This window comes from Caulobacter segnis, from assembly GCF_029543125.1.
Taxonomy (GTDB): Bacteria; Pseudomonadota; Alphaproteobacteria; order Caulobacterales; family Caulobacteraceae; genus Caulobacter; species Caulobacter segnis_D.
Genome location: NZ_JARQWW010000004.1, coordinates 186,679 through 207,907, shown reverse-complemented (window position 1 = coordinate 207,907; position 21,229 = coordinate 186,679). Strand labels below are relative to the sequence as shown.

Sequence of the window (21,229 nt, the reverse complement as noted above, 5' to 3'; positions counted from 1 at the left end):
CCTTGGAGCCCGCTGAGTTGTGATGGTGTTCAAGTCCCTGATGCTCGCCGCGGCGAGCCTGACCCTGGCCGGCGCGCCCTACGAGGTGGCGCCGGGATTGTTCCAGCCGGGCCAGCCGGACCTGGGGCTGAAGCCGGCGCCGGGCGCGCGGACCTTCACCGTCTTCGCCCCCGGAGAGCAGACGGACAGGTTCAGCAACGGGGTGGTGCTGATCCCCTTCAAGGGCAGGCTCTATGTCCAGTGGCAAAGCTCGGCCAAGGACGAGGACAGCGCCGACACCTGGGTGGCCTACAGTGTCAGCGACGACGGCGAGACCTGGAGCGCCCCTATGGAGCTGGCGCCGGCGGGCAGGGACGGCGTGATGCGGTCCAGCGGGGGCTGGTGGACGGATGGGGAGACCCTGATCGCCTACGCCAATGTCTGGCCGGAGGGCTTCCAGTCCGGCGCTGGCGGCTACGCCGAATACCGCACCAGCCGCGACGGCCGCGACTGGAGCGAGCCGAAGCGGGTCATGGGCGCGGACGGGCGGCCCGTTGAGGGCGTGATCGAGCAGGACCCCCATCGGATCGACGGGCGGGTCATGACCGCCTTCCACCTGCGCCCCGGCATGATCGCCAAGCCGTTCTTCACCGACGATCCGCTGGGCGTCTCGGGGTGGACGCAAGGCAAGATGGAGAGCCTGCAGCGCGACGCCTCGGCCGCCGCAGCCGCGCACGAGAAGCGCCTGAGCCGCGAGATCGAGCCCAGCCTTTATCGCCGCGCCGACGGCTGCGCGGTCATGGTGTTCCGGGACGAGGAGCTGAGCTTTCGGCAACTGGCGTCCGAAAGCTGCGACCGGGGCGTCACCTGGACGACGCCGGTCCTGACGAACATGCCGGACGCCCGCGCCAAGCAGAGCGCCGGCAACCTGCCCGATGGCTCGGCCTATCTGGTCAATGCGCCCAACGGCGACCGGCCGCGCATGCCGCTGGCGGTGACGGTCAGCCACGACGGCCGCCGCTTTGACCGAAGCTGGATGCTGCGTGGGGGAGGGGACCTTCAGCTCCTTCGCCATGCCGGCCAGTACAAGCGGCCGGGCTACCACTACCCCAAGAGCGTCGTCTGGAACGGCCATTTGTATGTCGGCTACGCCGCCAACAAGGAAGACGTGCAGGTGACGCGCGTCCCGCTGGCCTCGATCGCCCGACAGCCCTGATGATCCGACCCCGGCGGGGGCGATCACGCGAAAAGTGATGATCCCGGTGTCATTTTGACGCCGTCTGGAAAAATCGCGTCCCGCGTTTGTTAGCGGTCACAAAAAGTGATGTCAGCGCTGTCAAATGCTGGTTTCGCGCATTGACCCGCGATATTTTGCGATGTTACCGGTACCGAATTCGCCGATAGGTTGTCGCTCGGAAGGCTTGGCTGCCTCTCCGAAACGCTCAATTTTTCGTCGATGTCAAAAACGAAACAAGCCCCGCGCAGGGCACATTTGGGGGAACACCATGGAGCGGCAAAACCGCCTTCGGACATCCGCGTCCTTCCTCGCCATGTCAGCCGCCCTCCTGGCGGCGGGCCACGTCTCCGCCCAGGAAACCGGGGCCGGAACCGAGGTCGAGGAAGTCATCGTCACCGGCATCCGCGCGTCCCTGGACCGCGCCCTGGCCATCAAGCGTGAGAACAGCGGCGTGGTCGAAGCCATCGCCGCCGAGGACATCGGCAAGTTCCCGGACACCAACCTGGCGGAGTCGCTGCAGCGCATTCCGGGCGTCGCCATCGACCGCACCAACGGCGAAGGCTCGCAGGTGACGGTCCGCGGCTTTGGCGGGGGCTTCAACCTGGTGACGGTCAATGGCCGCTCCATGCCGACGGCAAACGTCCAGACCGTGGGCGGTGACCAGTCCGCCGACTTCGCCGGCGGCACCAGCCGCTCCTTCGACTTCTCCAATCTGGCCTCCGAGGGCGTCGCCACCCTGGAAGTCTACAAGACCGGCCGCGCGGCGGTGCCCTCGGGGGGGATCGGGGCCACCATCAACGTGCGCACCCGCCGTCCCTTCGAGGCGCGCGAGAGCGGCTTCAGCGGCAGCGTCGGCGCAAAGGCGCTTTACGACACCAGTCTCGAGGAGAAGCTGGAGGACGCCGACAAGATCACGCCTGAGCTGTCAGGCCTGCTTAACTGGGTGGATGAGGAGGAGCGATTCGGCGTCACCCTGTTCGGCAGCTACCAGCAGCGCAACTTCACCAGCCGCAGCGCCACCTCCAATGCGTGGAACATCCGAACGCTGGATCAATTCCTGAACCCCGGAAACGGCTTCGTGCGCGCCAATGGCAGCACGGTGATCGAGAACCGGCCGTCCAGCGGTTCGACCCTCGTGGCGATCCCCAACGACAGCCGCTACCACTTCTCGCAAGGCGAGCGTGAGCGCATCAATGGCCAGCTGACCCTTCAATGGCGGCCCATCGAGACCCTGACCCTCACCGCCGACGCGGTCTATGCCCGCAACAAGGCCTTCGAGCGCCGCAACGACCAGAGCAACTGGTTCAACCGTCCCTTCGACCGGGTGGTCTTCGACGACAACCCGGTGGTGGCCACCGCCGTCTTCCTGCAGGAGAACCTGTCGGGGGTGAAGGACGTGGGCTTCGAGCAGCAATACCGGGCCAACAAGGACAGCCTGGAATCCTACGCCGGCAACGCCACCTGGGAGCTGACCGACCGCTTCACCGTGTCCCTGGACGGTCACATCTCCAAGGCCGACAGCCTGCCGGACGCGCGCAATGGCGCGAGCTCCACGGCCGTGGCCATCGGCGCGCCGATCATCTCGTCGCACTCGGTGGACTATCGCGGCGAGATCCCGGTGCAGTCGGTGACGATCAACGACCGCACCGGCAACGCCAACGGCAACGGCGTGCTTGACGTGGGCGACCTGGGCAGCCAGGTGGCGCGCACGTGGTCCCAGGCCCAGACCCAGAAGGTCAAGGAGATCCGCCTCGACGCCGGCTACGAGCTGGACGACAACGGCAGCCGCTTCGACTTCGGGGCCAACTTCCGCAATTCGAAGATGCGCCAGCTGGCCTCGTCCACGCAGCAGGATCTTGGCAGCTGGGGCATATCCAATCCGCGCGACGTCAGCCAGTACGCGGGCAATCTCGTCGAGAGCTTCTGCCTGTCGTGCCGCTTTAAGGAGTTCAATCCGCAGCAGTCGGGGGCGGGTCTGATCGCCTTCCGCGCCGATGCGCTCGATCTCTATGATGCGCTCTCTCCGGTCTATGCCGCGCGCGGCAACCCGGTGGGAATCACCGGCCAGAACGACAACCGCGTGGATGAGGACATCTGGGCGGTCTATGGCCAGGTGACCTGGCGCGGCGAACTGGGCGGCCGTCCGGCCACCCTGGTGGCCGGCGTCCGCTACGAGCAAACCAAGGTGGAGGCCATCTCGCTGGTGCGCCGCCCGCGCGCCATCCGCTGGACCGCCGACAACGACTTCGCCGTCGCCACCGGCGACACCTACGAGCCGATCTCGGGCTCGGGCAAGTACAACAACCTGCTGCCAGCGCTCGATTTCTCGATCGAGCTTCGCGAGAACCTGCTGGGCCGCTTCTCCTTCAGCCGCACCATCGCTCGCCCGGACTTCGGCAACCTGTTCGCGGCGGCGGCGGCCCAGGCGCCCAACCGGCCGATCGCCAACGGCGCCGTGCCCCTGGGCACGTCCGGCAACCCGGATCTGGACCCGCTGATCTCCGACAACTTCGATGTGGCCGTGGAGTGGTACTACAAGCCCTCCAGCTACATCTCCGCCGGCTTCTTCGAAAAGCGGGTGAACAACTTCGTCGGCACGGGGACCTTCGAGCGCGGCCTGTTCGGTCTGCGCGACCCGAGCTCCGGCGCCCCTGGCACCCGATCGGGCACGGCGCGGGATATCCTGACCTCGCTGGGCGCCGACCAGACGGACGTCAATCTCTTCACCATGACCGCCCTGATCCAGACCACGGGATCGGCGGACGCGGCCAGGGCGCAGTTCGTGGCCAACCGCACGGCGGGCGGCGACCTCAACCAGGCCTTCGTCGACCAGATCCTGGCGGCGGTCGACCTGGAGGCGGTGGCGGGCGATCCTCTGTTCGAGTTCAACGTCTCCCAGCCGATCAACAACCGCACCGGCAAGATCCACGGCTTCGAGGTGGCGGCGCAGCACTTCTTCGGCGACACGGGCTTTGGCGTCGCCGGCGCCTACACCATGGTGGACGGCGATGTGACCTTCGACATCGGCTCCGACCCGGACGAGGACCAGTTCGCGCTTTTGGGGCTCAGCGACACGGCCAACGCCACGCTGATCTACGACAAGAACGGCATCTCGGCCCGTATCGCCTACAACTGGCGGGCCAGGTACCTGTCGGCCACCAACCGCGGCGATGGGCGAAATCCGGTGTTCGTGGCGCCCTTCGGCCAGCTGGATTTCAACATCAGCTACGACGTCACCGACAAGCTGGCGATCTCCTTCGAGGGCATCAACCTGACCAGGGAAAGCCTGCGCACCTACGCGCGTGACAGCAACCAGCTCTTCTACGCGCAGGAGCTGGACACCCGCTATCTCCTCGGCGCCCGCTATCGCTTCTAGCCAGGCGAGCCCAGGATAAGGGGAGGGGCCGCTGCTCCCACAGCGGCCCCTTTCCCGCCTCTTCATTCGAGGGGCGCGGTGTCAAAGTGTCGGAGAGGGAGCGGGCATGGCGGGACGAACCTTGCTCAACAATGTCGACCACATGGACGTGCGGGTGATCACCCGGCACGAGCCCAGGTTCGGCGACGCGGTGAACCAGGCGCTCGTCTTCCCCACGGAGTTCGAGGCGCTCCAGCGCGAGTACCCGATCTTCTTTCGGCGGGACGCCAACGGCGCACTGCAGGCGGTGGTGCTGCTGGGTCTGGACCGGGACGAGAACCTCTATCTGGGGGATGGCCGATGGCAGGCGCGCTACGTGCCGGCCATCCATCGGCGCGGCCCGTTCTCCATCGCCCTGCAGGCGCGGCCGGGCCAGGCGCCCGAGCCGATGATCCACATCGACCTTGATCATCCGCGCGTCAGCCAGACGGAGGGGGAGGCGCTGTTTCTGCCGGCCGGCGGCAATTCTCCCTACCTCCAGGAGCTCAGCCGGACCCTTGGCGACATCTATGAGGGGCTTGAGGCGGGCAAGGCCATGTTCGCCATCTTCGAGGAGATGTCGCTGATCGAGCCCGTGAGCGTGGGCGTCCGCCTGGATGAGACGGTCGAGTACGATGTGCCGGGCCTGCACACCATCAACGCCGAGCGGCTGGATCAGTTGGCCGGGGCGCAGCTGGAGGCCCTGCACCGCGCCGGCTTCCTGCGGCTCGCCTACGCGGTCGCCGCCTCGCTGCCCAACATGTCGCGCCTGATCGAGCTGAAGAACCGCAAGCGCGCGGCGCGGGCGGCATGATCGACATCGCCCGCAGGACGCAAGTTGTGGAAGGCGCGCGTCCCGGCGACATCGACTTCGACGCCATTCTGCGCGGGCAGTCGCCGACGGTGTTCAAGGGCATGGCGCGGGACTGGCCGCTGGTCCAGGAAGGGCTGCAATCGCCCGCCGCCGCCATGGCCTATCTGAACCGCTTCCAGGCGGGCCATCCGGTGGTCGCCTATGTGGGGCCGCCGCAGATCAAGGGCCGCTTCTTCTACGACGACGCCGGGGGCATGAACTTCCGCTCCGAGCGCGTCACCCTTGATGCGTTCATGGCGCGGATCGCCGCCAGCCTGGATGAGCCGCAGGCGCCGTCTCTCTATGTGGGCTCAACTGACGTCGACACCTATCTGCCGGGGCTGCGGGCGGAAAACGACCTTGGGCTCGATCCTGTGCTGTTCGGCGAGCAGGGGCCGCTGGTCGGCCTGTGGCTCGGCAACCGCACGACCGCGACGGCCCACTACGACATGTCCAACAACATCGCCTGCTGCGTCGTCGGACGGCGGCGGTTCACGCTTTTCCCGCCCGGCCAGGCGGCCAACCTCTATCCGGGGCCGCTGGAGCCGACCCCCGGCGGCCAGGTCGTCAGCATGGTGGACTTCCGAGAGCCTGACCCCGACCGTTTTCCAAACTTCGAAAAGGCGCTGGCCGCCGCCCAGGTGGCTGACCTGGAAGCCGGCGACGTGCTCGTCTACCCGGCGCTGTGGTGGCACCACGTGGAGGCGCTCGACCCCTTCAACGTGCTGATCAATTACTGGTGGAACACCGCGCCGGCCTTCATGGACACGCCCATGAACACCCTGCTGCACGGTCTGCTCAGCCTGCGTGATCGTCCCGATCATGAGAAGCAGGCCTGGCGGGCCCTCTTCGACTACTACCTGTTCGGCCCCGCCGATCGCGCCGGCGCTCATCTTCCCGAACCGATGCGAGGGCCGCTTGGTCCTTTGGACGCCCTGCAGGCGCGGCGCCTGCGGGCCCTTCTTCTCAACCGCCTCAATCGCTGACCGGTCCTCGAAGAGACCGGCGCAAGGGAGATCGCCATGGACGGACAGGTCGTAAGAAAGGTCGTGGTGGCCGGGGGCGGCTCGGCCGGCTGGATGGCGGCCGCGGCGCTGGCGCGTCAGCTTGGTCCGCTGCTGGATATCGTCCTGGTGGAGTCCGACGAGATCGGAACTGTCGGCGTGGGGGAGTCCACCGTCCCGACCGCCCGGACGTTCAACGCGCTGCTCAAGCTCGACGAGGCGGAGTTCATGAGCGCCGTCCAGGCGACCTTCAAGCTGGGCATCTCATTTGAGAACTGGGGCCAGGTCGGCGACCGCTACATCCACTCCTTCGGCCAGATCGGCAAATCCAACTGGCTGGGGCACTTCCATCACTTCTGGCTGGAGGCCAGGGCGCAGGGGTTCGGCGGCGAACTTGGCGACTACTGCCTGGAGCTGAAGGCGGCCGAGCAGCATCGCTTCGATGCCGGCGCCGAGGCTCCCCTGAACTACGCCTATCACATCGACGCCACCCTCTACGGCCGCTACCTGCGCGCCAAGTGCGAGGGCGACGGCGTGCGCCGGGTCGAGGGCAAGATCGTCGAGGTTAAGCAGCGGGCCGACGACGGCTTCATCGAGGCCCTGGTGCTCGGCTCCGGCGAGGTGGTCGAGGGTGATCTTTTCATCGACTGCACCGGTTTCCGAGGCCTTCTGATCAACGGCGCCCTGGGGGTCGGTTTCGAGGACTGGGGCCGGTGGCTGCCCAATGACCGGGCCTGGGCCGTCCAGACCAGCACCGACGTCGAGCCTGGCCCCTATACGCGCGCTATCGCCCACAAGGCAGGCTGGCTGTGGGGCATCCCGCTACAGCGGCGGGTGGGCAACGGCCTGGTTTTCAGCAGCCAGTTCATGAGCGACGAGGAGGGGCTGCGGCAGCTGGAGGCGATGATCGAGGGCGAGATGCTGATCGAGCCCAAGCTCATCCCGTTCCGCGCCGGGCGCCGTCACAAGGCCTGGGAGAAGAACTGCGTCTCCTTGGGCCTGGCCGCGGGGTTCATCGAGCCGCTGGAATCGACCTCGATCCATATGATCATGATCGCCATCCACCGCCTGCTTCAGCTGTTTCCCTTCGCCGGCTGCAACCCCTCGCTCAGCGACCGTTTCAACCATCTGGCCGACGACGAAATCCTGAAGATCCGGGACTTCATCGTGCTGCACTACAATGTCACCGAGCGGGCCGACAGCCCGTACTGGGACCACGTCCGGACCATGGAGATCCCCGAGACTCTGGCCCATCGCCTGGCGCTCTTCCGCGACAACGGCCACGTCTTCCAGGCGCCGGGGGAGCTATTCCAGATCGACTCCTGGCTTCAGGTGATGATGGGCCAGCGGCTGGAGCCGCGCGGCCATCACCACATGGGCCGCCTGATGCCCCCCGCCCAGCTGCGCGGCGCGTTGCATAACCTGAAGCTGGACATCACCCGGGCCGTGGAGCGCATGCCCTCGCACCAGGTCTTCATCGACAGCTACTGCCCGGCGCGCTGAGCTCTCGAAGATGACGCCGGAAGCCTTCCGCGCGTTGGTGATGAGCCTTCCAAGGGTTCGGGAGAGGGCGGTGCTTGGGGCCTGGGAGTATCGCGTCCGCGACCGTGCCTTCGCCACCCGTGGCTGGCCGCAGTCCGAATGGCTGACGCTCAAGGTTCCCGCAGGCGATCTGGCTGGGCTCCTCGCGCGGGAGCGCGGCTGGCAATCCCTTCCCGGCAGGCCGGGTGTCGTCCTGCGACCGCTTGGCGACCTCGACGAGGAAGGTTTGCGCCCGTTGCTTCGCGCCGCCTGGAAGCTTGCCAACGAGGGGTGAACGAGCGCTCGTTGGGGGCTCGAAACGGCGAAGCATCAGGCCCGCCCAGGCGGCCTCCGTTCCTGTCTGTATTGCGTCGCGGTCAGGCTGTCAGGGCTTCCTCGACCACATCAGGCCGCTTGGCGATCACGGTCAGATAGGCCCGATCCGACAGGCTGGGTTCGCTGCGGTGCTGTTCCCAGTCGCGCAGCTGACCGAGGGAGAAGCCGTACTGCATGGCGAATTTTTCCTGGGTCAGCTTCTGTCCCTTGCGGATCGCCTGAACATCGACCTTGGCGACAACGGCGTGCAGGCTCGCCCGTTCGGTGTCGCCCTTGGCGAATGCGATGGCGTCTTCAAGCCCGGCGGAGATCTTGTCGAAAGCGCGGCTCATCTTCGGGGTTCTTTCGTGTAGTGGTCGGTAAGTGTCGCGGTCAGCTTGGCGAGCTCGTTGCATTCCGCCTTCGTCAGGTTCGCCTTCTCGCCCTTGCCGAACACTGTCAGCAGGAACACCGGGAAGTTATCGCCAGCGAAAAAGGTGATGACACGAAAGCCTCCCGACTTGCCCTTGCCTCGGCCCGCGAGGCGAGACTTGCGGCAGCCACCCGTGCCTTTCATCAAGTCGCCGGTCGTCGGATCCTGCGCTACCGTATTGACCGCTGCGGTGCGGTCTTCGTCGGTCATGCCGGCATCGTTGGCGGCGGAGATGTAGGAACGGGTTCCGGCAACCGTCGCATAGCCAAAATATACGGATCTCCCGTATGCCCGTCTAGGGTAACTACGGGTTTTCCGTATTGCCCTGCGGCTGGGGTCTAAGGTTTTGCGGCTTGCCGCGCCTCGGTCTGCGTACGGATGACATCAGCCAGATTTCCCGCGACGAGATTGAGGTCAAGAATGTGCAGCCCCATCACGTCGAGCGGCCGTCCGTCTGCAAGCCAGTCGCCCGTAAAGTCGCCGGGCCGCTTGTCCTTGGGCTCGCGATTGATGCCGACCACCAGGAAGGCGCCGTGGACGTCGACCCGGCATCGCGCGCTCAGCATGCCGGAGAGATTGACGAAGGGGGTTTTGATCGCGTCGTTGTTCACCGTCCAGGGCTTCTGCTCGGCGGTCAGCTCCGGCAGGATCGTCTCTCCGGTCGTCGAAAGATACGGCTCGAGAACCCCACTCCCCCCAGCGAGGTTGGCGGGGTTTGTGCAGACCAGATCGCTCCCGGGAAAATCCGGCCTGACATCCTCGGCCAAGCGCGTTTCCTCGCGGATGGCGTTGAACGCCATGAAGCAGCTGGTCTGACGCGCGTCGCGGCACGGCGGAATATTCTTGAACGTTCCTCCGACCTGACCGCCCGAAGGGACCATGACGAACGCGCCAGGAAGGATCGCTGACAGCAATCGGCTTTGGGCTGGCTTGCCATCGATGCGGGCCTTGATCAGATCGATGGCCCTGTTCGCACCTTGAGAATGGCCGATGATCACGAAGGGGCGGCCCTTGTTGTCGTGAGCCATGTAGTGGTCCCAGGCCGCCAGGACATCCGCTTCCCCGATACGGCCCGCCGCGCGATAGACCGACCGTTCCGGTTTGGCGAAATCCGGTCGCATGGAGGTGGCGGTGAACTGCCGGTGAAACGGCGCATAAATTCGGCAAACCCGTCCAAGCCGGGCGACCTGTTGGCGAACCGCGCGAAGCTCCGCCTCCGTAACGCCCGGCGCGGCGATCAGACCCGGATCTTGGGATACCGTGGGATAGAGATAGAAGCAGTCAGCTGGCGTCTTTTGGGCCTTGAGGAATGGTTCAACGTGACCGACTCCGTCGCCGCCTATCCGGGTCGCGTCCAGGTTCCATTGGCAGGACTGTGACCCCGGTCGGCAGACCCAATTGGCGGTGAGCGTATAGTCGAGTGGGGCGGGCGCCGCCTGCGCGCGCGCCTGGACTGCGAAGGACAGGGCCGCAAGGCCCGCGAGGAGCGGCGCCGATTTCCTTCTGTAACCCAGACGCCGCATGTACCGCCCCGTTGACCGACGGTGAGCGTAGGCTCGGCCTGTAGCCAGGCCCAGAGGCTTTAGCCCTGCGCGGCCTTCCAGTTTTCGCGCTGCGCGAAGACGCGGGTCACCTCGGCCATGTTCTCGGTGCCCCAGGTGCAGAGGGGCACGAGCGCGGTAGCCAGGCTGACGCCCAGCGGGGTGAGGCTGTAGTCCACGCGCGGCGGCACCTCCTTGTAGTCGGTGCGCAGCACCAGGTCCTCGGCCTCAAGCTCCTTGAGCTGCTGTATCAGCACCTTGTCGCTGACATCGCGGATGGCGCGCCGCAGCTCGCCATAGCGGGTCGGTCCGCCCTGGGCGAGAAAGTAGAGGATCAGCGGCTTCCACTTGCCGGCGATGAGCCGAAGCGTGGCGTCCAGGCCGCAGGTGAATCCCGGCAGGGTCGGCGTGCAGACGTCGGTCTGGGACGGGGGGGAGGAGATGGTCGAGGGATACGATGACATTTTTAGGTACTTACCAAAAGGTGCATACTTGCGGATAGGTAGGCGTCTCGCCAGCTGAGTGCAACCTCATTGAAGGAGCACATCATGAGCAGACTGAACGGCAAGACGGCGGTTATCACCGGCGGCGGCAGCGGCATCGGCCTGGGCGCCGCAAAGCGCTTCATCGAAGAAGGCGCTTTCGTCTACATCTTCGGCCGCAGGCAGGCGGCGTTGGATGCGGCGCTCGCCGAGCTCGGCCCCAACGCCCGCGCTGTGCGCGGGTCGGTGACCGACCTGGCCGACCTCGATCGTCTCTATGAGACCGTCAAGGCCGAACGCGGCGGGATCGACATCCTGCTGGCCAACGCCGGCACCGGCTCGTTCGCGCCGCTGGGCGAGATCACGACCGAGCACTACGACCAGATCTTCGACCTCAATGTGAAGGGTCTGGTCTTCACGGTGCAGAAGGCCCTGCCGCTGATGGGACAGGGATCGTCGATCATTCTCACCGGTTCCAGCACCGGCGTGATGGGCACGCCCGCCTTCAGCATCTACAGCGCCACCAAGGCCGCGGTGCGCAACCTGGCGCGCAGCTGGGCTCTGGACCTGAAAGGCACGGGCATCCGCGTCAACGTCATGTCGCCGGGACCGATCACCACGGAGCTGGCGGTGGAGGTTCTGGGTGACGAGGGGGTCGCGCAGATGGGCGCCTCCACGGTTCTTGGCCGCATGGGCGACGCCTCGGAGACGGGCGCGGTGGCCGCCTTCCTGGCCTCCTCCGACAGCAGCTTCATGACCGGCGGCGAGGTGTTCGTCGACGGCGGCCTGGCGCAGGTCTGAAGCGGAGGCGCGGGAGCTTCGGCGGCAGCGCCAAAGCTCCCGCGCGGCCACCAGAGGACCATTGAGGCGGCTCAGCAGGGGAGCTGAATGAGGCTATCCGCCGCAGTGTGGAGATCAACGTATACGTTCAGCTTGACCAAATAAGCGCACCAGTGGAGTCCTCCGCCCCGGGTTGTTCCCGCGTATCTGGGGGTGGGGTTGTCGGAAGTCGTCGATCGACTGGGGCTGGGCGTCGCGTTCGCTGATCATGAAACCAGGGTTTTGGCGGCTAACGCCAACTATGCCCGCATCCTGGGGCGAAGTCTTGAGGCCGTGATGGGCCTGAGCATGACCGACGTCACCCACCCTGATGACGTGGGCTTCAATGGCAGGTTGATCGCGATGGCCGCCGGCACCGGCGAGCCGTTCACGGTGCGCAAGCGCTACCTGCTTCCGTGCGGCGAGGCGCTGTGGGTGGAGAACCGGGTCTTCGCCCTGTCGGCGGCGCCGCAGAAGGAGCCGCTCTATCTCGTGGTCAGCCGACGCATCGACGGATGTCCGGTGGTCGATGAAGGCGACGCGCGCGCACACATGGCTGAGTATGTCCGCGACGTGTCCGGGCAGCTTGCGAGGATGGCCAGGAGCGCCGGGCTTTTCGAGGCGGAGGAATTGCTCGACCTGGCGTCTCTCATCGTGCGTGAGGAGCTGGGAGCCTGAGCCTTCGATCTCGATCGCCTCAAGGACCGCCTGTTGATCGGGGCGACGGGTGCTGAGGCGAGGGATGTCAGCGCTAGATGGAGTTTTGGGCAGAAACCACGTGGCATCCGATATTCGCATTTCGCCGTGATCCGGCAGGTTGGCGGCCTTAAGGCCTCCGGCTCATCGGGCGGCCTCCGAATGAGGCGATCATGGCGAACTGGACAGCATCCGACATCCCCGACCAGCAGGGTCGAAAGGTCGTGGTAACAGGCACCGGGGGTCTGGGCTTCGAGGACGCCCTGGCGCTGGCGCGGGCCGGAGCCGAGGTGATCATCGCCGGCCGTAACCGGATCAAGGGCGCAGAAGCCGTGGCGCGGATCCGCGCCGCAGCGCCTGGGGCGCATGTCTCTTTCGAGCAGGTCGATCTGGCCAGTCTCGCCTCCATCGAAGGCTTCGCCGAGCGCCTGACGAGCGAGATCGACAGCCTTGATCTTCTGATCAACAACGCTGGCGTCATGCGCCCGCCAAGCCGCCTTGAGACCGAGGACGGCTTCGAGCTGCAGATGGGCACCAACTATCTGGGCCACTTCGCTCTCACCGCTCGTCTGATGCCCCTGTTGCGCAAGGGGCGCGCGCCTCGAGTGGTCACGGTGTCGAGCATCGCGGCCCGTCAGGGCGCCATCGATTTCGACGATCTGAACGCCAAGCGTCGATATGATCCCATGCCGGTCTACGCCCAGTCGAAGTTGGCCTGTCTGATCTTCAGCCTCGAGCTGCAAAGGCGCGGGGAAGCGGCCGGATGGGGTGTCCAGAGCATCGCCGCTCACCCAGGACTCTCGCGCACCGACCTGCTGCACAACGCACCGGGGCGCACGAGCCCCATCGGGATCTTGCGAAGCCTGCTGTGGTTCATGTTCCAGCCCGCGGCGCAGGGCGCCTTGCCGACGCTCTTTGCGGCCACGTCGCCGGCCGCGCGGGACGGAGGCTATTATGGGCCCGATCGCATGATCGAGACGCGCGGCTATCCGGCTGTAGCCCAGATCCCAGCGGCGGCGCTGGATTTGGAAGGCGCCGCGCGGCTTTGGGAGATTTCGGAAGCCCTGACCGGGGTGCGGTTCGGATCCGCGGGCCAGCGGCCCGTCAGGCTTCAAGCGCTCTGATGAGGGCAGGGGCCAGCATCTCCTGAGCCGCTGGCTGGCCCCTGTTCCTGGCCGTTCGTTGAAGTGCGGTTGTGGCGTCCTGGTGAAACCGAAAGAGGGCGGGGTGTTGCGAGATGCCCGTCTCGTCAGTGACCTCGAAGACCAGGCGACGACAAAGCGCCCGGGATGGCGAGGTGAAGGCGCGGCACGAGATCGGCCGCACGGGATAGACGCCGCAACGCTCATCGGGGCCCAGAAGCGGACACCGCAGGCGCAATCGAGCCGGGTCGTCGGCGGCCTCCACGATCGCCGCGGCGTCGCGAAGGCGCGCCATCAGCGCGCCGCGCTCCTCATCGGTGAAATGAGCGGTGATGTAGCTTGCGATCATCGCGGCCACACCGGGCGGCGTCGCTACGGCCAGATGGCAACAGGCGGCGCAGCCCGCCGCGCAGTCGATCGACCGCTGGTTCGGAAAGTGCTCCCCATAGGCCAAGCCGACCGCCGAGAGCAGCTCGATCACGCCCAGCGCCGCGTCGACGAGCGTCGCGGCCTCGTCCGCCCTGGCCTGGGCCTCGGCGCGGAAGGTCGAGAAGATCGTCTCATAACGCTCGGCGAGCGAGCGGGTGAGCGCGCCAAGCTCAGCGATGCTCGCCGCGGTGCGGCCGTGGGATTGATGTGCCGACAAGGCGTTCAGTCCTGTCAGTCTCGCCCGCCGCAGGCCTTAAGCCAGGCAAGGCGCCATCCGGCGCCCTGACCTTCGCCTCGGCCGGCTTCTCGCGAAAGCGCCGCACCGATCAGCAGGATCAGGACAACCGCCATGTGGATGCGCGGCTGGACGTAGTCGATGAACAGGAAGGCGAAGACCAGCCATGCGCTGGCGGCGGCGATGCCGATCGCCAGGCCGCCGCGGCGGGCCATGACGTCCGACCCCGCCCGTACGATGAGGACGGCGGCCAGGCCAAAGGCGACCTGGCCAAGCGCGTAGGCGCTGTGCAGGCCATAATAGAGCGAGGTTTGCGGACCTGGCGTCAGACGCCCTCCCAGATGGGAAAGGACGACCTCGATCAGGAAGTGCAGAGCGCCGGCCCAGAAGAGATAGCCGTAGGCGACAAAGAGCAGGTTTCTTCGCACGATCGACCCTCCAGGCATGTCGCGCAGGCGCGAGGCGGTGGCCCGGATCGGCTGAACATCCCGTCCAGGCCAGGCCTCATCGTGTCTCTGGGCGGGCGGTGCGACTATCGCCGATACGCCGGGAAACGTGCCCGATCCTGCGAACCTTCGCGGTCGCGCCCGGCCGATCAGCCGGGAACGGCGCGAAGGTTCATAGCGTCGCGCTTTGGCGCCAGGCCAAAGGCCCGCGCGTAGTCGCGGCTGAAGTGCGAGGGGCTCTCATAGCCCACCTGATAGGCCGCCTCGGCCACATTGGCGGCGTCGCAGATCATCAGGCGCCGCGCCTCCAGCAGCCGCAGCTGCTTTTGGAACTGGATCGGCGACATGGAGGTCAGCGCCTTGAAGTGCTGGTGATAGGAAGAAGGGCTCATCCCGGCCTCCCCGGCCAGATCCTCGACCCGAAGGGGCTGGGCGAAGTTGTTGCGCAGCACGAGGATCGACCGGCAGATCCGGTCGGTGTGTGAGTCTGGCAGGGCCTTCTTGCAGATGTCGCCGCCGTGCGGGCCGCTGAGCAGCCAGTAGTAAATCTCCCGCATCACCGATGGATAGAGAACGGGCACGGCCCCTGGCGTGTCGGCCATGCGCAGCAGGCGCAGGACGCAGTCTCCCAGGATGTCGTCTATCCGGGTGACGAAGGCGCTTGAGGCCGAGCGGGGGGAGGGGGTCGGCGGGGCCTGCATCATCTCGAGGACCTCGCGCATGGCCGACACGTCGATATCGATGACGATGCCAACGAAGGGCTCGGTGGGGCTGGCGTCGACGATCCGCCCGGTGGCCGGCAGCTCCATGCTGACGATCAAGGCCTCCATCACCCCGTAGTCGAGGGTCTCCTCGCCGATCATGATCTGCTTGCCCCCCTGCAGCACGATGCAAAGGGAGGGCTGGTGCAGCCTGCGATTGGCCATCGGACGATGATAGGCGCGCAGCAGATGCACCCCGCCCATGGGGGTCTCGAACAGGTTCTCCCCGCCGCCATTGGCGTCCGCGTAGGCGTTGGCCGCCGCCAGGAGCTTGTCGCGCATGGCCAGCGTAGCTGCCGACACATCGTCGTTTGTAGGAATGGGCAGATTTCTTGCGGTTTCAGACATTCGTCTCATCCGGGAGGGCCTCTAGCTTGATGGCGCCAACCCCAAGCGAGATGAGTTCATAAGATGGCAGATGTGATCGCTGCGTCAAATATAAAATCGGCGATCGATTCTGTTGAAAACGAATACAGCGATATCGAATACGTCACTGGATGGCGCATGATGCTGCTTTTGGCGGCGTTATTTCTCGTCAGCGCTCTTTGTCAGATCGACAGAATACTACCATTTATTCTGTCCGAGGCGATAAAGGCGGATCTGTCGCTGAGCGACACGCAGATCGGTCTGATCAACGGCGTGGCCTTCGCCGTCTGCTACTCGCTGCTCTCCCTTCCATTGGCGCGATCCGCCGACCGGGGCTCCCCGCGCATCGTTCTTGTCGCCTGCATCCTGGTCTGGAGCGCGATGACCTCGCTCGGCGGCTTGGCGGCGGGCTTCGCCTTCCTGGCCTTCAGCCGCCTGGGCGTCGCCATCGGCGAGGCCGGAGCCGTGCCGGCGGGTCATTCCTTGATCGCCCGCAAGATCGCGCCTCAGCGTCGAGGCCTGGCGATCGGCGTCTTCGCCATGGGCATCCCCATGGGGGCCATGGCGGGTTTCGCGCTGGGCGGGTTGATGAACGACGCCTTCGGATGGCGCGCGGCCCTTCTCGGCGCGGGAGCGCTGGGCGTGTTGATCGCTCTTGTCACATGGGTGACGGCCGGGCCGACCGCGCCGCTTCGCCGGGCGCAGGCGCTTGGCGAACCTTTCATGCGCTCGGCTCTTCGGCTGCTTTCGTCGCCTGATTACCGCTGGCTGTTCGCGGCGGCGGTCGCCATGGGCTTCGCCGCGGCGCCGTTCTACGCCTTCGCCACGCCGTTCCTGATCCGCGAGCATGGCTTCAGCGCCAGCCAGGCCGGGGTGGCGTTTGGTCTGATGCAGGGACTGCTTGGGCTGTTTGGCACCATCCTGGGCGGGCGCGGTTTCGACCGGGCCGTGCGCTCGGGATCGGGTCAGGTTCTGGCCCCGCCGGCCATCTTGTTTTTCGTGGCCGCGGTGACGACGACCGCCGCCTTGATCGTCCCGGTCGGCTGGATGGCGCTGGCGCTCTTTGCGCCTGCGATGTTGTCCTTCTCCTTCATGCTGCCATGGGCCTTCGGCTCTGGGCACCTGGTCGCCGGCCGGGGCAAGGAGGCGCTTGCTTCGAGCCTGGGCATGATCGGTTCCGGTCTTCTTGGACCCGCGCTGGGGCCCTTGATCGTCGGTGCGGTCAGCGACGCCGCCAGCGCCGCCCAGATCCCCAACGGCCTTGGCCTGGGGCTGCTCATCGTGCCCGCGGCCGCCGTCCTTGCCGGGGCGGCCTGCCTGATCGCCAACAACCGCATCGCCGCAAACCATTTTGGCAAACGGTGAGCGCACCGAAAGTCCGGATCGGGGACAGCCCCGTCCCCGCTCCGGCCGAAGACCGTCCGGCCATCCGGCCGCTCGGACTTCGAAGCCATCGATGGCGCAATCCCTCCCCAGAGCCAGCGCCATCGGTGGCCATGACTTTTGAGCCCGACCCCGGGGCGAGGCGCCGCCTTCCTGTTGGGGCGCGCGGCTAGGCGGGCGCGCCCCAACCGTCGGCCGCGAAGCGCCGGGGCGGGCTTCCCATCACGCGCCGAAAGGCGGCGGTGAAGGCGCTTTCGGATTCGTAGCCTACCGATCGGGCGATCACGCCGATCGGATCACGGCCCGCCAGCAGACGCTCGGCGGCGAGCATCATCCGCCAGCGCGTCAGATAGGCGATCGGCGTCTCGCCCATGCGCTCGCGAAAACGTCGCGCGAAGACCGTGCGCGACATTCCCGCGGCCGCGGCCAAAGCCTCCAGGCTCCAGTCACGGACGGGGTCGGCATGGATCTGCGCAAGCGCGGTTCCGATCTGAGGGTCGGCCAGTCCGGCAAGCCAGCCGACCGCGTCCTTTGGGACCTGCGCCAGGTAAAGCCGCAGGGCCTGCGCCAACATCATGTGCGCCAGATGCTGAGCGATCAGCCAGGCGCCTGGCCGCGCCTCACGAACTTCGCGCATCATGAGTTCGATCGACCAGCGAAGCGCTGACTGGTCGGCGGCGGAGCGGATATGGATGATCGGCGGAAGCGCCGCCAAAAGCGCTTCGGCGTGACTGCCGTTCACCTCGAAGCGGCTGCCAGCCAGGAGCACATCGCCGCCGCCATTATAGACCACGACCTCGCCATCTCGGTTGGGAGACAGGGCCGCGCTGGCCAAGGTCGGTTCAAGCGTCGGATCGCTGGCTATGCGCACATCGCAGCCGCTCGCCAGAACAAAGCAGTCGCCGTGCGACATCCGCAACGCCTCGGAGCCATCCTCCAGCTGGAGCCAGCAGGCGCCGCGCAGGACCGCATAGCACTTGATCCGTCCGCGAAGATCGTCGAGCCGCAATGACCAGTCGCCGCCCGCATCGAAGCCGGCGGTGATGTAGCTTCGCGGTTTGAGCAAGGAGAGGACTTCGGAGAGGGGATCCATCAACACCGGTACGCTTGCGATGAAGTTCGGGACGGCCGCGCATGGCTCGCCGCGGCCCAGGCGACTACCTGCTTTCGACGCCTGGCGCGCCGCCAGCGCGATCTTAGCAGCGGAGCTTCCCCATGAAGGCTGTAATTGTCAGGGAGTTTGGCCAGACGCCCGACTATGGCGAGTTTCGCGAACCATCGGCCGAGCCCGGCCTGGCGGTGGTCAAGGTGCGCGCCGCGCCGCTTAGCCCCATCGTCAAGGCCCTGGCCCGCGGCGCGCACTATACGAGCGCCGCCCAGGCCGGGTTCGTTCCCGGAGTGGACGGCGTCGGCGTCGACCCGGAGGGGCGGCGGGTCTATTTCCTCTTTCCGCAAGCCCCGTTCGGCTCGATGGGGGAGTTGTCGCTGGTGGCCGAGGGCATGACCGCCCCGGTGCCCGACACTTTGTCTGACGTGGACGCCGCCGCGGTGGCCACCGCTGGTCTGGCCTCGTGGATCGCCTTGACGCGCAAGGCGCGGCTCATGGAAGGGCAGACGGTTCTCATCAACGGCGCGACCGGCGCGGCGGGAGGCATGGCCGCCCAGATCGCCCGCCGCTTCGGGGCGGGCAAGGTTGTCGCCGTTGGGCGGAACCCCGAGCGGTTGGGCCGCGTCGACGCCGACGTTCATGTCGCCCTCGATGATGACGCGGACGGCCGGTTGAGGGGCCAGTTTGATGATGGCGTGGATGTCGTTCTCGACTTTCTTTGGGGAGACCCCGCCCGCAGGATGATCAATGCCGCCGCTCAAAGGCGGGCCTCCAGAACGGGAGAGCCCCGCCTTCGGTACGTCCAGCTGGGTTCAATCGCGGGCGACGAGATCAGTCTGCGCGCCGATAGCTTGCGTGGATCGGGGCTCGAGCTTCTGGGCAGCGGCATCGGCAGTGTATCGGTACACGACTTCATCGCCGGCGCTGGCGAGCTGCTCGCCGAGGCGGCAAGGATGAGCTTCAGCGCGCCCGCGCGATTGCTGCCCCTCAGCCAGGCCGCGCGGGCGTGGGAGGGACCGGAGGGTGTTCGCTATCTGCTCACGCCAGACTGAGGCGCTTCGGCGCGTTCGGGGGGCTCGACCGAACGCGCGTTCGCACCGCGGGGAGGGCGGCGATTTCGTCGGAGACGATGACGTCCTGTGACCCAACGGGCTGGCGCTTGATGTCGATCGCGTGCTGCAGGCTGCTGCCGAAGCCGGTTATGACGATCTCTTCAACCTGTGCGTCGTCCTGGGCGTGAACGGGCGCGGCGATCGGCAGGGCGGCGAAACCGGCGGTGCTCATCAAAGTCGCTTTGGTCACGCTCCGCCGGGCCATGTGTATGTCCTCGCAGCGATGATGCGGTGAGGGTCTTTGCGCCCCCGCCGTCACGCTGGGCAGACGTCAGCGAGCCGGCTGGGGACAGTTTTTAGCCCGCGTTTTTTGTGTAATCTTCGCTACGACGACCTGAGCGAGCCGCGATGGCTGCTTGCCCCTGAACAGGTCGTCTTCGATAGAAGGACGCCTGGGCGCTTTTGCGAGAGCCGGCAGCCGCCGTTGACGCCGCCGAGGTCGCGGCGACGCTCCTTTTCCAGCAGGTGGTGAAGTCGGCGCCGACGCTGATCTTCTCGATCACCGGCCGCGCCGCCGGCCGGATTCAGGTCCTGAACTCGCTGGCCACTTCCGCCAGCCAGTCCGCCAGCAGCCTCGAGAGCGCGCCCGCCGCCTCTAGCGGGATCATGTGGCCCGAACCCTCGATGACCGCCAGCCGCGCGCCGGGAATGCCATCACGTAGCTGCTCGGCCTCCGCCAGGCTGCGAAGCTGATCCTGCGCCGCCGCCACCACCAGGGTGGGACAGGCGATCTCGCCCAGCCGTCCCACATCTCCATCGCGCACCAGGGCCGACTGCCGCCGGAACACCTCATATCCCAGCCGCGCGCTCATCTTGCGCACCCGCTCCGCCAGGGCCGGGGCCGCCCCCGGCGCCAGGGACGCCGCCACCGCCGCCAGGCTCAGGCCCTTGAACGCCTCGGTCTTCATCTGCCCCGCCACCGCCGCCCGCCGCGCCGCCTGGATGTGGTTGTCGCCCCGCGCCGAGGTGGCGATCAGCGCCAGGGCGCTCACCCGCTCCGGCGCCCGCCGCACGGCCTCCCGCGCCACGTAGCCGCCCATGGAGAACCCGATCAGCACGAACCGATCCGGCGCTTCATCCAGCAGCCGCTCCGCCATGGCCTCGATGGTCCCGTCCCGCGTCACATCCGCCTGGCTCACCGGCCCATAGGGCGCGAACGCCGGCGCGATGTCCGTCCACAGATCCGCGTCGAGCATGTAGCCGGGGGTCAGGACGACGGGCATGGGGGGCCTTTCGTAGCGGGAACATGGTCTCTTAGGCCAATGACGCCTACGTTCCAAAATGCCCCCGCTGAGCCGGCGGCGTGGGGAAGCCCACTTGCGACAACCCTCGCGTGAAATCGGCTCGGCAGCGGACGAAATCCCGACTAGCTTTTACGTCTGGGCCGGGGGGCGACCATGAGCACGTTCGAGTTCTTCTTTGGTTTCTAAGGCCTGATCCTCGGGCTCGCGGTGGTCGAAGTCGTGAGCGGCTTTGCGAAATTGCTGCGCGCGCGCAGTCAGATCCGGCTGGGCTATTGCACCCCGTTGCTGGCGCTCTTCATCCTGCTGGATCTGATCCAGTTCTGGACCGACACCTGGAACGGCTATCAGAACGTCCCGGTCAATGCCGCGGTCCTGACGGTCGCCCTTGCGATCGCCGCGATCTATTACCTGGCCGCCTCCCTCATCTTCCCTGATCATCCGGAGGAGTGGGAGACGATGGACGCCTACTACGATGGCGCAAGCGGCTGGTCTTCGCCGCAAGCATCACCGCCAACCTCCTCAGCGCGTTCGTCCTTCCCCTGATAGCGGGCCAGCACGACCATTTCAGGCAAGCGACATCGACCGCCTTCCTGCTCTTCATCGCAGCGTGGACGGCGCCCATGGTGCTGATCTGTGTCGTTAAGGACCGGCGCATCAATGCGCTGGCTCTGGCTCTTTATTGCGCCGTCCTTTTGGCGGCGACCTTCTATGAGGCGATCATCGCCCTGT

Annotated in this window: 22 protein-coding genes; 12 read left to right on the top strand and 10 right to left on the bottom strand. The window is 66.6% G+C overall.

The genetic code is table 11. The features are described from left to right. The first annotated feature begins 22 nt into the window (after positions 1 to 22). From P7B02_RS13665 to P7B02_RS13640, 6 genes are all read left to right on the top strand, one after another. The gene (locus P7B02_RS13665) at positions 23 to 1,195 is read left to right on the top strand and encodes a sialidase family protein (RefSeq protein ID WP_277786901.1); all 1,173 of its coding nucleotides are present in this window, start codon (positions 23 to 25) and stop codon (positions 1,193 to 1,195) included. Positions 1,196 to 1,319: 124 nt separating this feature from the next. Further along, positions 1,320 to 4,592, top strand: coding sequence for a TonB-dependent receptor (locus tag P7B02_RS13660; RefSeq protein ID WP_431355816.1), 3,273 nt, complete (start codon positions 1,320 to 1,322; stop codon positions 4,590 to 4,592). 106 nt (positions 4,593 to 4,698) lie between these two features. Then, positions 4,699 to 5,424: a SapC family protein gene (locus P7B02_RS13655; RefSeq protein WP_277786899.1), complete on the top strand. Its 726-nt coding sequence runs from the start codon at positions 4,699 to 4,701 to the stop codon at positions 5,422 to 5,424. Further along, a complete protein-coding gene (locus P7B02_RS13650; protein WP_277786898.1) occupies positions 5,421 to 6,449 on the top strand; it encodes a cupin-like domain-containing protein in 1,029 nt (342 codons plus the stop codon). Before P7B02_RS13655 ends, P7B02_RS13650 begins: the two co-directional genes overlap by 4 nt. A 36-nt stretch (positions 6,450 to 6,485) precedes the next feature. Further along, positions 6,486 to 7,970 carry a tryptophan halogenase family protein gene (locus tag P7B02_RS13645; RefSeq protein ID WP_277786897.1) on the top strand — a complete coding sequence of 495 codons (1,485 nt, stop codon included), beginning with the start codon at positions 6,486 to 6,488 and terminating at the stop codon, positions 7,968 to 7,970. 10 nt (positions 7,971 to 7,980) lie between these two features. After that, positions 7,981 to 8,283, top strand: coding sequence for a hypothetical protein (locus P7B02_RS13640; protein ID WP_277786896.1), 303 nt, complete (start codon positions 7,981 to 7,983; stop codon positions 8,281 to 8,283). An 82-nt stretch (positions 8,284 to 8,365) separates the two neighbouring features. Here P7B02_RS13640 and P7B02_RS13635 read toward each other — a convergent pair whose 3' ends face one another. The 4 genes from P7B02_RS13635 to P7B02_RS13620 all read right to left on the bottom strand — a co-directional run bounded on the left by P7B02_RS13635 (position 8,366) and on the right by P7B02_RS13620 (position 10,741). Continuing rightward, complete coding sequence (locus tag P7B02_RS13635) at positions 8,366 to 8,656, bottom strand: helix-turn-helix domain-containing protein (RefSeq protein ID WP_277786895.1); 291 nt, start codon at positions 8,654 to 8,656, stop codon at positions 8,366 to 8,368. Further along, complete coding sequence (locus P7B02_RS13630) at positions 8,653 to 8,970, bottom strand: type II toxin-antitoxin system RelE/ParE family toxin (RefSeq protein ID WP_277787152.1); 318 nt, start codon at positions 8,968 to 8,970, stop codon at positions 8,653 to 8,655. The genes P7B02_RS13635 and P7B02_RS13630 overlap by 4 nt, the downstream gene beginning before the upstream one ends. Positions 8,971 to 9,074: 104 nt before the next feature. After that, positions 9,075 to 10,259, bottom strand: coding sequence for a DUF3089 domain-containing protein (locus P7B02_RS13625; protein WP_277786894.1), 1,185 nt, complete (start codon positions 10,257 to 10,259; stop codon positions 9,075 to 9,077). A 59-nt stretch (positions 10,260 to 10,318) separates the two neighbouring features. Then, a complete protein-coding gene (locus P7B02_RS13620; RefSeq protein ID WP_277786893.1) occupies positions 10,319 to 10,741 on the bottom strand; it encodes a winged helix-turn-helix transcriptional regulator in 423 nt (140 codons plus the stop codon). 84 nt (positions 10,742 to 10,825) lie between these two features. Here P7B02_RS13620 and P7B02_RS13615 point away from each other — a divergent pair, with 84 nt between their 5' ends. From P7B02_RS13615 to P7B02_RS13605, 3 genes are all read left to right on the top strand, one after another. Continuing rightward, positions 10,826 to 11,560 (top strand): SDR family NAD(P)-dependent oxidoreductase, encoded by a 735-nt coding sequence (locus tag P7B02_RS13615; RefSeq protein ID WP_277786892.1) that lies wholly within the window; start codon positions 10,826 to 10,828, stop codon positions 11,558 to 11,560. 198 nt (positions 11,561 to 11,758) lie between these two features. Then, entirely contained in the window at positions 11,759 to 12,256 is a 498-nt protein-coding gene (locus P7B02_RS13610) for a PAS domain-containing protein (RefSeq protein WP_277786891.1), read from the top strand. A gap of 191 nt (positions 12,257 to 12,447) precedes the next feature. Beyond that, entirely contained in the window at positions 12,448 to 13,398 is a 951-nt protein-coding gene (locus P7B02_RS13605) for an SDR family oxidoreductase (protein ID WP_277786890.1), read from the top strand. Here P7B02_RS13605 and P7B02_RS13600 read toward each other — a convergent pair. The 3 genes from P7B02_RS13600 to P7B02_RS13590 all read right to left on the bottom strand — a co-directional run bounded on the left by P7B02_RS13600 (position 13,379) and on the right by P7B02_RS13590 (position 15,569). Further along, the gene (locus tag P7B02_RS13600; RefSeq protein ID WP_277786889.1) at positions 13,379 to 14,062 is read right to left on the bottom strand and encodes a YkgJ family cysteine cluster protein; all 684 of its coding nucleotides are present in this window, start codon (positions 14,060 to 14,062) and stop codon (positions 13,379 to 13,381) included. The genes P7B02_RS13605 and P7B02_RS13600 overlap by 20 nt on opposite strands. A 14-nt stretch (positions 14,063 to 14,076) precedes the next feature. After that, positions 14,077 to 14,508, bottom strand: a complete 432-nt coding sequence (locus tag P7B02_RS13595; protein ID WP_277786888.1) for a hypothetical protein — start codon at positions 14,506 to 14,508, stop codon at positions 14,077 to 14,079. Positions 14,509 to 14,675: 167 nt separating this feature from the next. Further along, positions 14,676 to 15,569 (bottom strand): AraC family transcriptional regulator, encoded by an 894-nt coding sequence (locus P7B02_RS13590; RefSeq protein ID WP_277786887.1) that lies wholly within the window; start codon positions 15,567 to 15,569, stop codon positions 14,676 to 14,678. 222 nt (positions 15,570 to 15,791) lie between these two features. Between P7B02_RS13590 and P7B02_RS13585 the strand changes: the two genes are divergently transcribed. Then, positions 15,792 to 17,018 carry an MFS transporter gene (locus tag P7B02_RS13585; RefSeq protein WP_277786886.1) on the top strand — a complete coding sequence of 409 codons (1,227 nt, stop codon included), beginning with the start codon at positions 15,792 to 15,794 and terminating at the stop codon, positions 17,016 to 17,018. A gap of 187 nt (positions 17,019 to 17,205) precedes the next feature. Here the strand turns inward: P7B02_RS13585 and P7B02_RS13580 are convergent, their stop codons facing one another. Beyond that, entirely contained in the window at positions 17,206 to 18,129 is a 924-nt protein-coding gene (locus P7B02_RS13580; RefSeq protein WP_277786885.1) for an AraC family transcriptional regulator, read from the bottom strand. Between the two features lie 122 nt (positions 18,130 to 18,251). On the opposite strand from P7B02_RS13580, the gene P7B02_RS13575 reads away from it, so the two are divergent. Next, entirely contained in the window at positions 18,252 to 19,196 is a 945-nt protein-coding gene (locus P7B02_RS13575; RefSeq protein ID WP_277786884.1) for a zinc-binding dehydrogenase, read from the top strand. On the opposite strand, the gene P7B02_RS13570 is transcribed toward P7B02_RS13575, so the two are convergent. Continuing rightward, complete coding sequence (locus tag P7B02_RS13570; RefSeq protein ID WP_277786883.1) at positions 19,183 to 19,428, bottom strand: hypothetical protein; 246 nt, start codon at positions 19,426 to 19,428, stop codon at positions 19,183 to 19,185. The two genes, P7B02_RS13575 and P7B02_RS13570, sit on opposite strands and share 14 nt — an antisense overlap. Positions 19,429 to 19,780: 352 nt before the next feature. Then, positions 19,781 to 20,479, bottom strand: coding sequence for an alpha/beta fold hydrolase (locus P7B02_RS13565; RefSeq protein ID WP_277786882.1), 699 nt, complete (start codon positions 20,477 to 20,479; stop codon positions 19,781 to 19,783). Between the two features lie 228 nt (positions 20,480 to 20,707). On the opposite strand from P7B02_RS13565, the gene P7B02_RS13560 reads away from it, so the two are divergent. Then, positions 20,708 to 21,043, top strand: coding sequence for a hypothetical protein (locus P7B02_RS13560; protein ID WP_277786881.1), 336 nt, complete (start codon positions 20,708 to 20,710; stop codon positions 21,041 to 21,043). Positions 21,044 to 21,229: the final 186 nt, after the last annotated feature.

What these genes read in the sequence shown, in the direction of transcription:
- P7B02_RS13660 (WP_431355816.1), top strand. Translation starts at nt 1,320, where the DNA reads ATGCTGGTTTCGCGCATTGACCCGCGATATTTTGCGATGTTACCGGTA.
- P7B02_RS13635 (WP_277786895.1), bottom strand. Translation starts at nt 8,656, where the DNA reads ATGAGCCGCGCTTTCGACAAGATCTCCGCCGGGCTTGAAGACGCCATC.
- P7B02_RS13625 (WP_277786894.1), bottom strand. Translation starts at nt 10,259, where the DNA reads ATGCGGCGTCTGGGTTACAGAAGGAAATCGGCGCCGCTCCTCGCGGGC.
- P7B02_RS13605 (WP_277786890.1), top strand. Translation starts at nt 12,448, where the DNA reads ATGGCGAACTGGACAGCATCCGACATCCCCGACCAGCAGGGTCGAAAG.
- P7B02_RS13665 (WP_277786901.1), top strand. Translation starts at nt 23, where the DNA reads ATGGTGTTCAAGTCCCTGATGCTCGCCGCGGCGAGCCTGACCCTGGCC.
- P7B02_RS13590 (WP_277786887.1), bottom strand. Translation starts at nt 15,569, where the DNA reads ATGCGCGACAAGCTCCTGGCGGCGGCCAACGCCTACGCGGACGCCAAT.
- P7B02_RS13640 (WP_277786896.1), top strand. Translation starts at nt 7,981, where the DNA reads ATGACGCCGGAAGCCTTCCGCGCGTTGGTGATGAGCCTTCCAAGGGTT.
- P7B02_RS13585 (WP_277786886.1), top strand. Translation starts at nt 15,792, where the DNA reads ATGATGCTGCTTTTGGCGGCGTTATTTCTCGTCAGCGCTCTTTGTCAG.
- P7B02_RS13570 (WP_277786883.1), bottom strand. Translation starts at nt 19,428, where the DNA reads ATGAGCACCGCCGGTTTCGCCGCCCTGCCGATCGCCGCGCCCGTTCAC.
- P7B02_RS13655 (WP_277786899.1), top strand. Translation starts at nt 4,699, where the DNA reads ATGGCGGGACGAACCTTGCTCAACAATGTCGACCACATGGACGTGCGG.
- P7B02_RS13650 (WP_277786898.1), top strand. Translation starts at nt 5,421, where the DNA reads ATGATCGACATCGCCCGCAGGACGCAAGTTGTGGAAGGCGCGCGTCCC.
- P7B02_RS13580 (WP_277786885.1), bottom strand. Translation starts at nt 18,129, where the DNA reads ATGGATCCCCTCTCCGAAGTCCTCTCCTTGCTCAAACCGCGAAGCTAC.
- P7B02_RS13575 (WP_277786884.1), top strand. Translation starts at nt 18,252, where the DNA reads ATGAAGGCTGTAATTGTCAGGGAGTTTGGCCAGACGCCCGACTATGGC.
- P7B02_RS13620 (WP_277786893.1), bottom strand. Translation starts at nt 10,741, where the DNA reads ATGTCATCGTATCCCTCGACCATCTCCTCCCCCCCGTCCCAGACCGAC.
- P7B02_RS13565 (WP_277786882.1), bottom strand. Translation starts at nt 20,479, where the DNA reads ATGCCCGTCGTCCTGACCCCCGGCTACATGCTCGACGCGGATCTGTGG.
- P7B02_RS13615 (WP_277786892.1), top strand. Translation starts at nt 10,826, where the DNA reads ATGAGCAGACTGAACGGCAAGACGGCGGTTATCACCGGCGGCGGCAGC.
- P7B02_RS13645 (WP_277786897.1), top strand. Translation starts at nt 6,486, where the DNA reads ATGGACGGACAGGTCGTAAGAAAGGTCGTGGTGGCCGGGGGCGGCTCG.